At 70.7% G+C, this 12,593-nt stretch carries 10 protein-coding genes and 1 tRNA gene; 2 read left to right on the top strand and 9 right to left on the bottom strand.

Features of this window, described 5'->3' with window-relative positions:
* Nucleotides 1-123: 123 nt before the first annotated feature.
* The 7 genes from ACFV2S_RS04505 to ACFV2S_RS04475 form a co-directional block, all read right to left on the bottom strand.
* Nucleotides 124-1,779: a bifunctional aspartate transaminase/aspartate 4-decarboxylase gene (locus ACFV2S_RS04505; protein ID WP_385554153.1), complete on the bottom strand. Its 1,656-nt coding sequence runs from the start codon at nucleotides 1,777-1,779 to the stop codon at nucleotides 124-126.
* A gap of 19 nt (nucleotides 1,780-1,798) precedes the next feature.
* On the bottom strand, nucleotides 1,799-3,502 hold the full coding sequence (gene aspT / locus ACFV2S_RS04500; protein ID WP_385554151.1) for an aspartate-alanine antiporter: 1,704 nt from the start codon (nucleotides 3,500-3,502) through the stop codon (nucleotides 1,799-1,801).
* Nucleotides 3,503-3,511: 9 nt separating this feature from the next.
* Complete coding sequence (aspT, locus tag ACFV2S_RS04495) at nucleotides 3,512-5,194, bottom strand: aspartate-alanine antiporter (RefSeq protein ID WP_385554149.1); 1,683 nt, start codon at nucleotides 5,192-5,194, stop codon at nucleotides 3,512-3,514.
* Nucleotides 5,195-5,392: 198 nt separating this feature from the next.
* A tRNA-His gene (locus ACFV2S_RS04490) sits at nucleotides 5,393-5,465 on the bottom strand.
* Nucleotides 5,466-5,581: 116 nt separating this feature from the next.
* Nucleotides 5,582-6,184 carry an oligoribonuclease gene (gene orn / locus ACFV2S_RS04485; protein ID WP_383799584.1) on the bottom strand — a complete coding sequence of 201 codons (603 nt, stop codon included), beginning with the start codon at nucleotides 6,182-6,184 and terminating at the stop codon, nucleotides 5,582-5,584.
* Between the two features lie 190 nt (nucleotides 6,185-6,374).
* Nucleotides 6,375-7,538, bottom strand: coding sequence for a helix-turn-helix domain-containing protein (locus ACFV2S_RS04480; protein ID WP_383799581.1), 1,164 nt, complete (start codon nucleotides 7,536-7,538; stop codon nucleotides 6,375-6,377).
* 422 nt (nucleotides 7,539-7,960) lie between these two features.
* The gene (locus ACFV2S_RS04475) at nucleotides 7,961-8,320 is read right to left on the bottom strand and encodes a hypothetical protein (protein ID WP_385554146.1); all 360 of its coding nucleotides are present in this window, start codon (nucleotides 8,318-8,320) and stop codon (nucleotides 7,961-7,963) included.
* Nucleotides 8,321-8,662: 342 nt separating this feature from the next.
* Between ACFV2S_RS04475 and ACFV2S_RS04470 the strand changes: the two genes are divergently transcribed.
* Together ACFV2S_RS04470 and ACFV2S_RS04465 are read left to right on the top strand one after the other, a co-directional pair.
* Entirely contained in the window at nucleotides 8,663-9,184 is a 522-nt protein-coding gene (locus tag ACFV2S_RS04470; RefSeq protein WP_329850960.1) for a universal stress protein, read from the top strand.
* Nucleotides 9,185-9,360: 176 nt separating this feature from the next.
* Nucleotides 9,361-9,927, top strand: coding sequence for a GPR1/FUN34/YaaH family transporter (locus ACFV2S_RS04465; protein WP_385554144.1), 567 nt, complete (start codon nucleotides 9,361-9,363; stop codon nucleotides 9,925-9,927).
* A 157-nt stretch (nucleotides 9,928-10,084) separates the two neighbouring features.
* On the opposite strand, the gene glmS is transcribed toward ACFV2S_RS04465, so the two are convergent.
* A complete protein-coding gene (glmS, locus tag ACFV2S_RS04460) occupies nucleotides 10,085-11,902 on the bottom strand; it encodes a glutamine--fructose-6-phosphate transaminase (isomerizing) (protein ID WP_383793464.1) in 1,818 nt (605 codons plus the stop codon).
* Between the two features lie 37 nt (nucleotides 11,903-11,939).
* On the bottom strand, nucleotides 11,940-12,215 hold the full coding sequence (locus ACFV2S_RS04455) for a hypothetical protein (protein ID WP_030210307.1): 276 nt from the start codon (nucleotides 12,213-12,215) through the stop codon (nucleotides 11,940-11,942).
* Nucleotides 12,216-12,593 lie beyond the last annotated feature (378 nt).

Genomic DNA, 12,593 nt, shown 5'->3' with positions numbered 1-12,593 from the left:
GCGCGGGCCACCCGCGCGCGACACCCGCGAGAAGCCACCGCGCCCCCCACACCGCGCGCCCCGGCCGGAACCACCCCACCCCCACCACCGGCCGGGGCGCGCCTCCTCTTCTCCCTCCGGCTCCTACGCGGAGGCCCGGGACACCTTCCACTCCTCCGCGTAGTCGTTGAAGATCGCCCGCAGGTGGTGGCCGATCTTCAGATAGTCCAGGTCGTCGAGGTTCGCGAGCGAGACGCGGACCGACCACTCGGGCCCGTCGAACCCGCCGCCGTTCAGCAGCACCACGCCGGTCTGCTCGGCGAGCCGGAACAGCGGGTCGACCGGCTCGTAGTTCTTCTCCAGGAAGTCCGCGAAGTCCTTGCCGTGCACCCGCTCCGCCTCCGCGAGGAGGTCGAGCTCGATGTAGTACCCGGCCCGCCCGGCGTCCTCGGCGATCTTCATCTGGGCGCCTTCGAGGAGCAGGTCGAGGCGCTGCCGCACGATCTCCCGGATCTTCCGCTTGTAGGCCTGGCCCTCCTCCAGCATGTCGAAGAGGGAGAACAGCGTCATCATCACCTGCTGGGGGAGGGAGAGCCCGGCGGTGTGGTTGAGGGCGACCTGGCGGGAGTCGGCCACGAGCCGGTCGATGAAGCGGATCTTCTCCGGCTCCAGGCTGAGGGAGCCGTACCGCCTGTTCAGCCGGTCCTTCTCCGACTGCGGCAGGTTCGCGATCAGCTCGTCGACGACGTTGTCGTCGTGCAGGCCGATCACCCCGAGCCGGTGGCCGGTGCAGCCGTAGTGCTTGGAGTACGAGTACACGAGCAGCGTGTTGCGCGGGAGGTCGGCCGCGAGCGAGCGGAAGCCCTCCACGAAGGTGCCGTACACGTCGTCGGTGACGATCAGCAGGTTCGGGTTCCTGGTCGCGACGATGTCCTTGATCTGGTCCGTCACCCGCCCGCTCATCGCCAGGGACGGCGGGTTCGACGGGTTGACGACGCAGACCAGCTTCACCGACGGGTCGGCCAGTTTCTCGACCTCCTCCGCCGGGTAGCGCCACTCGCGCACCCCGGTCTCCGCGAAGAGGGACGCGTTGACGGTGACGACGTCGAACTCGTACGTGTCGAGCTCGGGGATCTCGATGTACGGGGTGAAGACCGGCACCATCAGCGCGATCCGGTCGCCCTTCCGCAGGATCCCGTTCTTCATCAGGGAGTCGAAGACGTAGCACATCGCGGCCGTGCCGCCCTCGGTCGCGAAGAGCGACAGGTTCCCGGCCGGCGGGCGCCCGTCGAACATCTCGTCGTGCACGTAGCCGCGGACGATCTGCTCCGCGTGGGTGAGCATCCGGTCCGGCACCGGGTAGTTGTCGCCGATCGCGCTGTCGGTCAGCTCGTGCACGAACGCGTCCCGGTCGAAGCCGAAGCGCTCCACCGCGTACTCCACGCAGTCCCGCAGCATCTCGATGCCCGGCAGGTCCGGATGGCGGCGCACGAAGGTGTCGAAGCGCTCCGCGGACCCCTTGAGTTCGGGCATGCCGCCGAGGTTGTCGGCGGTCCAGACCCGGCGGGACTCGGAGAGCGCGAAGTAGCCGAGCGCGCAGAAGGCCTCGCGGGGGCCGGTGGCGACCCAGTTCGGGTTGCCGCGGCCCGCGTTGAGCATCTGGGCCTGCGACTTCTCCTTCTGGCCCGGCTTGTCGGCCTGCGCCGCCTGCGCGAGCTGGATGAACCTGTCCTTCAGCTCGAACGGCGAGAGCTGCGCGAAGGACTGGATCTCCTGACGGGTGAACGTGGTCTTGGGCACGGTGACTCCCTTGCGTACGTCAGTGGTTGAGGATGACGATCACGGCGCCCCAGATGGTCAGCAGGACGTTGCCCACCGCGTAGGGGATCGTGTAACCGAGGGTCGGGATCTGGGACCTGGACTGCTCGTTGATCGCACCGATCGCCGCCGTCGTCGTCTGGCCGCCCGCCAGGACGCCCATCAGGATCGGGAAGCGGATCTTCTGCACGTAGTGGCCGTACAGGAAGCCCACGATCAGCGGGACCACCGTCGCCACCGCTCCCCAGACGAGGAGCCCCCAGCCGGCCGTGGACAGGCCGCTGGTGAAGCTGGGCCCGGCGTTGATGCCCACGACCGCGACGAAGAGGCAGAGCCCGAGCGTGTCCATGAACCACTGGGCGCCCGGCGGCACGTTCCCGTACGTCGGGTACTTGCCGCGGATCCAGCCGAAGACCAGGCCCATGATCAGCGCGCCGCCGGAGGTGGACAGCGAGATCGGGACGCCCGAGACCGTCAGGGCCGGGATGCCGATGCAGCCGCCGAGGAAGATGCCGAGCCCCACCCACAGCATGTCGGTCGCGAACGAGGTCGGCACGGGCTTGCCGATCGCCCGGCCCGCCGGGTCCACCAGCCGCTTCGGGCCGGTCAGGATCACCGTGTCGCCGCGCTCCAGCTTCGTGGAGAGCCGGTACGGGAACTCCGCGCCCGAGCGGTAGATCCTGTCGATGTACACCCCGACCATGAACGGCTCACGGCGCAGCTCCGCGACCGTCTGCCCCAGGTGCGCCTTCTCCGAGGCCACCACGTGCAGGGACTCGGTCTGGTAGCCGAGCAGTTCGACGTCGTCCGTCTCGGGCCCGATGTGGGTGCGGGCGTCGAAGTCGACGAGCGAGCCGCGCAGGGCGCTGACGGCGAGCACGTCGCCGGAGCGCAGCACGGTCTGCTGGTCGTGCGCGAGGATCCGTCCCTCGCGCCGGACCCGCGTGATGTAGATGCGGTGCCCGAGCTCCTTCTGCTGGTTCTCGAAGTCGTCGATGGTCCGGCCGACGAGCGGGGAGTGGTCCATCTCGTACGCGCGGAGGACGACCTCGTAGTAGCCCTCGGCCAGGTCGGGGTTGTCGCCCGGCGCGTCCAGCTCCTTCGCCATCTGCGCCGACTCGGCCGCCAGGTCCCGCTTGTAGAGCTTGGGCAGGACGTTGGCGAGGAGCATCGCGCAGAGGATCGTGCCCAGCGGGTACGTGACGGCGTAGCCGATCGCGACCAGGTTCTCCTCGGTCTTCATCTGGTCGGCGGAGAGCCCCGGCAGGTTGCCGATGGCGTCCTGGGCGACACCGATGACGGCGGACTGGGTGAGCGCGCCGCCGAGGAGGCCGGCGGAGAGCCCGGGACCGTACCCGAGCATCACGGCGAAGCCCCAGGAGACCAGGAGGCCCGTCACACAGACCACGACCGCGTTGACGACCTGCGGCAGGCCGTCCTTCTTCAGGCCCCGGAAGAACTGGGGGCCGACCTTGTAGCCGAGGGCGAAGAGGAACATGGTGAAGAAGAGGTTCTTCACCGTGCCGTCGATGGTGACCTTGAACTGGGCGCCGAGCAGCAGTCCGGCCACCAGGCAGCCGGTGACGGCGCCGAGCGCGATCGCCTTGTAGCGGAGCTTGCCGAAGAGGAAGCCGAGCGCGACGGTGATGAAGACGAGCAGCTCGGGGTGGGGCTGGAAGATGTTCCTGTCGAGGAAATCGATCATTGCTGCTCCTCACGCTCCGAGAATGCCGACGAGCAGGGGCCCGGTCAGCGGGAGCAGGAAGTTGGAGAGCGTGTAGGTGACGGTGTAGCCGAGCATCGGGACCGAGCTCTGGGCGACCTGGGTCACCGAGGTGATCGCCGGGGTCGAGCACTGCTGGCCCGCGATGGCGCCGATGAGCAGCGGCTTCTCGATCCTCAGGAGCTTGCGTCCGACGACCAGGGAGACCGTCGCGGGCACGACGACCATCGCGATGCCCGCGAACGGCAGCAGCGCCCCGTACTCCTTGAGCAGCGGCCAGGCCTGCGGTCCCGACACCAGGCCCGTGCAGGCGATGAAGATCGCGAGGCCCATGTCCTTGAGGGTGGTGGCGGCCTGCGGGGGGAAGGCGCCGAAGGTCTGGGTCCGGGAGCGGAACCAGCCGAAGAGCAGCCCGGAGACCAGACAGCCGCCGCCGGTGCCGAGGGACATCGGGACGTCGCCGAACTCGACCACGACCTGCCCGAGCAGCGAGCCGCAGGCGATGCCGAGGCCCAGGTAGATGAAGTCGGTGGCGTCGTTCCTCACGGTCGCGCCGACCTTCGCCGCCAGCCTGCCGAGCCCGGAGCGGGCGCCGACGAGGGTGAGCACGTCACCGCGGTGCACGACGGTCTCCGGGGTGGCCGGCAGGTGCTGTTCGTTGCGCAGGACGTCCGTCACGTACACCCCGCCGGAGGCGAACTCCGGGTGTTCCCGGGTGAGCGTGTCGAGCGACTTGCCGGCGGCCGATCGGTCGGTCAGGGAGACCTGGGTGGTGGCGAGCGGGGTGTCGAGGCCGGGGACGGCCGGGGTCTCGGGGCCGACGAGCCGTCCGGCCTCGATGATGTTGGACCGCCGGCCCACCATCAGGACCAGGTCGGAGAGGACGAGCTCGAAGTCCGGCGGGGGAGCGGTGAGGACCTGGCTGCCCCGCTTCACCGCCTCGACGGTGACCCGGCTGCCGTTCTGCCGCTCCAGCTGGGAGACGGTGGCGCCGTCCGCGAGCGTGACCAGGAACGTCCGGCCGACGAGGCCGGGGAGCGCCTCGCGCTCGTCGGACTCCAGGCCGCCGCCGGTGCCGCGCATCTTCTCCCAGAGCTCGCGGGAGGCGTCGCGGAGGTTGATCCGCATCAGCATCGGCATGATCTGGCTGGTGTAGATGACGATGGTGACGAGGCCGAACAGATAGCAGACGGTGTACGCGGTGGCCACGTGGCCCTGGTACTCGGTGATCTGCTGCTGGGTCAGGTCGGAGAGCTTGCCGATGGCCTCGGTGGCCGTGCCGACGACCGCGGACTCGGTGGCGGCCCCGGCGAGGATGCCGGCGGCGGTGCCGACGTCGAGGTCGAAGGCTCCGGCGAGGCCGAGGGCGATGCCGACGACGCAGACGACCTCGATGAGGCAGAGGGCGAAGAAGCGCAGGCTCTTCCGGTTGAGGTTGTTGAAGAACTGGGGTCCCGCCAGATAGCCGAGCGAGAAGATGAAGATTGCGAAGAAGATCGTCTTCACGTCGTCGGAGATGGTGACCTTCGTCCAGGCCCCGAGGAGGAGGGCGACGATCAGCGTGCCGCAGATGCCGCCGAGGGTGATGGGGCCGACGCGGAGCCTGCCGAGGAGGTAGCCCGCCGAGAGACAGATGAAGAGGGCGAATTCGGGGTGGTCACTGAGGACTCCCACGCGGCCTCACCCCGCCCAGGAGTAGATAAATGTGAACATATGGAACATAAGGGGACGCTAACAGGGCGTGGGGGGAAGTGGATCAACGCCTCGTCCGTACGGGTGAAGGCGTCCGGACCCGGGGAGCGCTCCCAGGGTGTCTGTGACGCGGAAACGACTCAGGCCCCGGTTCTTTCGAACCGGGGCCTGAGCCTTCAGGGTGAGTAACGGGACTCGAACCCGCGACATCCTGGACCACAACCAGGTGCTCTACCAACTGAGCTATACCCACCATGACCGGCGGTTTTCCCGAAGGTTTCCCCGACCGGCCGAGAAGAAGTCTACAGGGTTCCGGGGGGTGCTCGCGCACGCATTGTTCGGCGGGCGCGAGCGGACCCGTTCGATCGGCTATTCGGCGGGTACGACGTGGCGGGCGGCGATCCGCTTCGCCGTCTCCGAGTCGGGGCCGGGCTGCGGGACGAAGACCGCCTCGCGGTAGTAGCGCAGCTCGGCGATGGACTCGCGGATGTCGGCGAGCGCCCGGTGGTTGCCGTTCTTCTCCGGACTGTTGAAGTACGCCCTCGGGTACCAGCGGCGGGCCAGCTCCTTGACCGAGGAGACATCGACGATCCGGTAGTGCAGATGCCCCTCCAGGGCGGGCATGTCGCGGGCGAGGAAGCCGCGGTCCGTGGAGACCGAGTTCCCGCACAGCGGTGCCTTGCCCGGCTCCTTGACGTGCTCGCGGATGTACGCGAGGACCTGGGCCTCCGCGTCGGCGAGCGTCGTGCCGTCGGCGAGCGCGTCGAGCAGCCCCGAGGTCGTGTGCATCTGGCGCACGATCTCGGGCATGGTCTCCAGGGCCGCGTCCGGCGGGCGGATCACGATGTCCACCCCTTCGCCGAGCACGTTCAGTTCCGAGTCGGTGACCAGTGCGGCCACCTCGATGAGTGCGTCGTCCGTCAACGAGAGCCCGGTCATCTCGCAGTCGATCCACACCATGCGATCGTTCATGCGTCCTACCCTAAGACGTGATCAGCGTCCCGCCCCAGAGGGCGGGCCGGACCACGTCCTTCCGGGACCTCCCGCGGCGGTCCCGGCCGCGGGGAGGGCGGCGCTCCGGGCACACCGAAGGGCCCCCGGGGGAGGTGTCTCCGGGGGCCCTTCGTTCCTGCGTCGCGCCGCTTGTGGCGGCGGCGGTCTGTTACGGCGCGGTGCGCTGGCCCGGCAGGGCCGGGCGCCCGGGCGCGTACGCGTCCGACTGCGGCTTGCCCGGCTCCAGCGGCCTGCGGAGCCCGGCCGGGCCCTGCGCCGGCACCGAGGCCGGTTCGAGCACCGCCGTGCCCGCCTCACCCTGCGGACGCCGGGCGCGGTACGCCGCGCGGTAGGCGGCCGGCGAGGAGCCGAGCTGGCGCCGGAAGTGGCCGCGCAGCGCCACCGGGGACCGGAAGCCGCACCGGCCCGCGACCTCGTCGACCGAGTAGTCGGAGGTCTCCAGCAGCCGCTGCGCCTGCAGCACCCGCTGGGTGATCAGCCACTGGAGCGGGGCCGATCCGGTCAGCGAGCGGAACCGGCGGTCGAAGGTCCGCCGTGACATGTAGGCGCGTGCGGCGAGCGTCTCCACGTCGAACTGCTCGTGGAGGTGCTCCAGCGCCCAGGCGACGACCTCGGCCAGCGGGTCGGCGCCGATCTCCTCGGGTAAAGACCTGTCGAGGTAGCGCTCCTGACCGCCACTGCGCCGCGGCGGGACGACCAGCCGGCGCGCCAGGGCGCCCGCGGCCTCCGTGCCGTGGTCGGTCCGCACGATGTGCAGACACAGATCGATTCCGGCCGCGGTGCCGGCGGAGGTCAGCACGTCCCCGTCGTCGACGAAGAGCTCCCGGGGGTCCACGTGGACCGACGGGTAGCGCTTGGCGAGCGTCGGCGCGTACATCCAGTGCGTCGTCGCCGGGCGGCCGTCGAGCAGTCCGGCCGCGGCCAGGACGAACGCCCCGGTGCACAGCCCGACGATCCTGGCCCCCTCCTCGTGTGCGCGGCGCAGCGCTTCGAGCGCCTCCGGCGGCGGCGGCGAGGTGATCGACCGCCAGGCCGGGACGACGACGGTGCCCGCCCGGCCGATGGCCTCCAGGCCGTACGGCGCGGTGAGTTCGAGCCCGCCGGTGGTCCGCAGCGGGCCCTCCTCGCCGGCGCAGACGAGCAGCCGGTAACGGGGCACCCCGGCGTCCTGCCGGTCGATGCCGAACACGGAGAGCGGGATGGAGCTCTCGAAGATGGGGCCGCCGCTGAACAGCAGCACCGCGACGACTTCGCGACGGCGGCGCCCGGACAGCTTCCGTGCGACCTCCGGTGCGGCGGAGTCCTGGCTCATGACGCTAAGCCCCCCTCGGTGTTCGCGTCTCCCTGGTCGTGTCGCTCCTGCACGTTTCCCCTCGGTTTTGCACGAGACCCCAGTCTTCGGTACCCATGATCGAATCTACTGCGTCCCGTGGCGCCGGCGTGACAAGTTCTCCATCCGGTGGATTGTCGACAAGGCAACTTGGCGTGAAGCGATCGATCGCGAAGTCTCGCGTCCGACGGCCCCGGAGGGCGGGCGCGGGGTGACGAACGTCCCCGTACGCGGGGGGTGTGGGCCCTTGGGGCGGGGCTTCCGCGGCCTCCGGCGCCGGGGTTGGCCAACCGTTCCGCCAAGGACTCGCCGATGGCCGGAAGTTGGCTGAAAACATATGGGGTCGGGTGTGCGAACCTGTCAACTCGAAGGGGGGCGGGAGCGTCCCGGGACCCCTTTCGTGACTAGTTCCGGCGCCGCGCCCGGACCGTCTCCGCGCGCAGCCCGCGCTCCGAGCGGCGCAGCAGCAGCCGGCAGGCCGCCGTCACGGAGACGAGTCCGAGCGCGGTCCCGGCGGCGCCGCCGAGCGAGGTGCCGTAGGCGACGAGCACCACGGGGACCAGCACGCAGCAGAAGGCCGCCCAGCGGACGACGTCGCCGGCCTCGTCCGCCGCGCCCGCGCCCGCCGCCGACCCCGGGTCCGGGTCCGCGCCGGCGGCCGGGGCCGGGGGGAGGGCGGGGGCCCGGCGGCGGCCGCCGGGCGCTCCGAGCGCGGGGACGGAGACGGTGGGGGTCTGGCCGGCGGCGGGCGATGGTGCGGGCACGGGCGGTCTCCCTGCGACGGTGGGCTGGACCTGTGGCAACGAGGAACGGAACCTTCCGGTCACTCTCGGCGACGTCCGTTTGGCCCCCGTACGGACGCCTGTAGGGCACATCCGGCATTGCCAGATCCCGAACCCCTCGTGCATGCTCCCTGGAACGCCGCGCGCGAGCGGCGGGCACGCCGGGTGTGGCGCGGCGGGCTCTGGGCAGGAGAGGAGTGTCGCCGTACCCTTGGGGGTATGGGCTTGGGAAGATGATTCCCGGACACAGCTCCGCCGCCACCCGTCGTTCGTCCCCCCCTTTCCCCGTCCCTTCCCACGAGGACCCTCTTCGCCGAGACACCGATGGCCGGTCACGAATTCCCCGAACCCGCGGACCGCAAGCGCGTCGCCGATTCCACGGTCGACCCCCTCGCGGTAGAACAGCCACGTCATGCCTGCGACCCGGCCTTCCGGCACGGGGTGGTCGTCGGCTTCGACGGTTCCATGTCCAGTGAGCGCGCCCTCGCGTACGCCATCGGCATGGCCCGCCGCTCCGGATCGGGCCTGATCATCGTGCACGTGGCCAACCGGCTGCCCACCACGGTGTGGGCCGGCTGCGAGCCCCCGGTCTTCGTCGACGTGCCGGACCACCGGACCGAGGTCCTCGGTCTGGAGCTGGCCTGCGCCGAGCACCTCGCCGAGGTGCCGTGGATCCTGGTCGAGCGCGGCGGGGACATCTGTCACGAGCTGGAGGAGGTCGGCCGGGAGTACTCGGCCGACGCGATCGTGGTCGGCTCCACGCACGGGATCGTCGGCCGGATCTTCGGCTCGGTCGCCGGCCGGCTCGCCCGCCGCGCCCAGCGGCCCGTGATCGTCATCCCGTAACTCCCCCCGGGCGTCGCCCCCTTTCTGTCACACCCCGTCAGGTCTCCGGGCCAACTGCCGACATCCGGCCATAAATTCAGCCTTCCTCAGGTGAATTGTGCGCTTGTGAAGGGTACATAAGGCTCACCGGAACAGCAGCTCACGCAGGACAACTGCACACCTGAAGGGAGCCCGCCGTGAACAACGAAGTCGCCGCGGGAAACACCACCTCCACGCTCGGACACCTGGCACTCGGACTGACCCTGCTGGCCTTCGGCCTGGGCGGAACCGGTGTCATCGACAACGTCGCGGCAGCGGATGCCGCGGGCCTCGCCACCTGGGTCGGCGGAGTGACCCTCTTCCTCGTCGGACTGCTCGCCCTGCGCGCGGGCGACAAGGGCGAGGGCACGGCGTACGCGGCGCTCGGCGCCTTCTGGTTCACCTGGGGCAGCGGCGCCGGCGGGCACGCCTCGGCCGACGCCATGGGGCTCTTCCTGCTCCTGTGGGCGCTTCTCGCGCTCACGCTGACCGTGGCGTCCGCGGGCAGCGGACTCTTCGGCCAGGGCGTGTACGGGCTGCTGTTCGTCGCGCTGCTGCTGCTCGGCATCGGAGCCCTCGCCGACAACGGCGGCCTGGGCAAGGCGGGCGGCTGGGTCGCCGCCGTCGCGGGTCTGGTCGCCTGGTACGGCGCCACGGCCGCGGTCGCCGGCTGGCCGACGGCACTGCGCCGCACGGCGGGCGGCAGCGCCCCGGCCGCGGGCTGATCCACCCGGAAAGCGCAGCGGTCCCCGTGCACGGGAGGTGTGTGCACGGGGACCGCTGCGTGTCCGGCCGAGGCTCCGGGGGACAGGCCCGGAGGAGCGCGGCGCCCGGGGGACAGGCCCGGGCGCGCGCCTCGGCCGCGACGGCTGGGGGCGGGGACTACTCGACGGTGACGGACTTCGCCAGGTTGCGCGGCTTGTCGATGTCACGGCCCATGGCGAGCGCCGTGTGGTAGGCGAGGAGCTGGAGCGGGATGCCCATGAGGATCGGGTCCAGCTCGTCCTCGTTCTTCGGGACGACGATGGTGTGGTCGGCCTTCGCCTGCGGCTGGTGCGCGACGGCGAGGATGCGGCCGCTGCGGGCCTTGATCTCCTCCAGGGCCGCGCGGTTCTTCTCCAGCAGGTCGTCGTCGGGGACGATCGCGACGGTCGGCAGGGCCGGCTCGATGAGGGCGAGCGGGCCGTGCTTCAGCTCGGAGGCCGGGTACGCCTCGGCGTGGATGTAGGAGATCTCCTTCAGCTTGAGGGAGGCCTCCAGGGCGACGGGGTAGCCGCGCACGCGGCCGATGAACATCATCGACTGGGCGCCGGCGTACTCCGCGGCGATCTTCTTGATCTCGTCCTCGGTCTTGAGGATCTCCTCGATCTGCGCGGGCAGCTTGCGCAGGCCCTCGATGATCCGCTTGCCGTCGGTGACGGACAGGTCGCGGATGCGGCCCAGGTGCAGGGCGAGCAGCGCGAAGGCGGTGACCGTGTTGGTGAAGCACTTGGTGGACACGACGCAGACCTCGGGGCCGGCGTGGACGTACACGCCGCCGTCGGCCTCGCGGGCGATGGCGGAGCCGACGACGTTGACGACGCCGAGGACGCGGGCGCCCTTCCGCTTGAGCTCCTGGACGGCGGCGAGCACGTCGTAGGTCTCGCCGGACTGGGAGACGGCGATGTAGAGGGTGTCGGGGTCCACGACCGGGTTGCGGTAGCGGAACTCCGAGGCCGGCTCGGCGTCGGCGGGGATGCGGGCCATGGACTCGATGAGCCCGGCGCCGATCAGACCGGCGTGGTACGAGGTGCCGCAGCCGAGGATCTTGATGCGGCGGATGGTGCGGGCCTCGCGCGGGTCCAGGTTCAGGCCGCCCAGGTGCACGGTGGAGAAGCGGTCGTCGATCCGGCCGCGCAGCACGCGGTCGACCGCGTCGGGCTGCTCGGAGATCTCCTTGTGCATGAAGGTGTCGTGGCCGCCCATGTCGTAGGAGGCGGCCTCCCACTCGACGGTCTCGGGGGTGGCCGTGGTGGAGGCGCCCGAGGTCGTGTAGGTGCGGAAGTCGTCGGCCTTGAGGGTGGCCATCTCGCCGTCGTCGAGGGTGACGACCTGGCGGGTGTGGGCGATCAGGGCGGCGACGTCGGAGGCGACGAGCATCTCCTTCTCGCCGATGCCGAGGATGACCGGGGAGCCGTTGCGGGCCACCACGATGCGGTCGTTGAAGTCGGCGTGCATCACGGCGATGCCGTAGGTGCCCTCGATGACCTTGAGCGCCTCGCGGACCTTCTCCTCCAGCGTCTCGGCCTGGGAGCGGGCGATGAGGTGGGTGATGACCTCGGTGTCCGTCTCGGAGGCGAAGACGACGCCGTCGGCCTCCAGCTTGGCGCGGAGCTCCTGGGCGTTGTCCACGATGCCGTTGTGGACGACCGCGACCTTGTTCTCGGGGTCGAGGTGCGGGTGCGAGTTGACGTCGCTCGGGGCGCCGTGCGTGGCCCAGCGGGTGTGGGCGATGCCGGTGGTGCCGGTGAAGCGCTTGGGGACCTTGGCCTCCAGGTCGCGGACGCGGCCCTTGGCCTTCACCATCTTCAGGCCGGAGGCCTTCGGGCTGGTGATGACCATGCCGGCCGAGTCGTATCCGCGGTACTCCAGGCGGGCCAGGCCCTCCAGGAGCAGCGGGGCCACGTCGCGCTTACCGATGTAACCGACAATTCCGCACATAAAGGTGAAACCCCTCCAGGTTGGTGATGAGTGCCGCTCAGCCGTAGACGATGCGGCGCAGCTGCCGGAGCGAGAGCTCCGGTGGGGCCACCGCACGGTGCGGCAGCTCCGCCGCGATCCGTTCGAAGATCTCGGCGTTCACGGCGCCGCCGGACTGCAGCTCGCGGTGGCGGCGGCGGACGAACTCCTCGGTCGTCTCGTCGAAGTACGCCAGCACGTCGAGCACCACCCGGGCGGCCTCACCGCGCTGGAGCGCGGTGCTGCGGACCAGGTGGTCGATGAGGTCGTCGTGCGACGGGCGGCGTTCGAGCACCCGTGCATACTGAGGGGTCAGCCGCGCCCTTCGCAAGAATCGTGCCCGAATTCGGGCAGGGGGACCATGATCGACGTGCCGGATCGGACGCTTGGTCCAGACCTTGACCCCGGGTAGGGCGAGCGGTACGCATGGTGGCCAAAGGGATATACAGAACGACGGACGTGTCGATCACCCGAAGGGGACCCCGCCTGTGAGACAGCGTCGAACGATTCCGCGCCTGATCGGATCCCTGCTCCTGTTCGCGACCGCCGGAGTCGGGGGGGGGGGCGCCCCCCCCCACCCCCCCCCCCCCCCCCCCCAAAAACCCCCCCCCCCCCCCCCCCCCCCCCCCCCCCCCCCCCCCCCCCCCCCCCCCGCGGCGCCCACACCCCCACC

Origin of the sequence: Streptomyces sp. NPDC059695, assembly GCF_042733785.1 — a bacterium.
Taxonomy (GTDB): Bacteria; Actinomycetota; Actinomycetes; order Streptomycetales; family Streptomycetaceae; genus Streptomyces.
The sequence above is the reverse complement of the archived record's forward strand: the minus strand, read 5'-3'. Positions and strand labels throughout refer to the sequence as shown.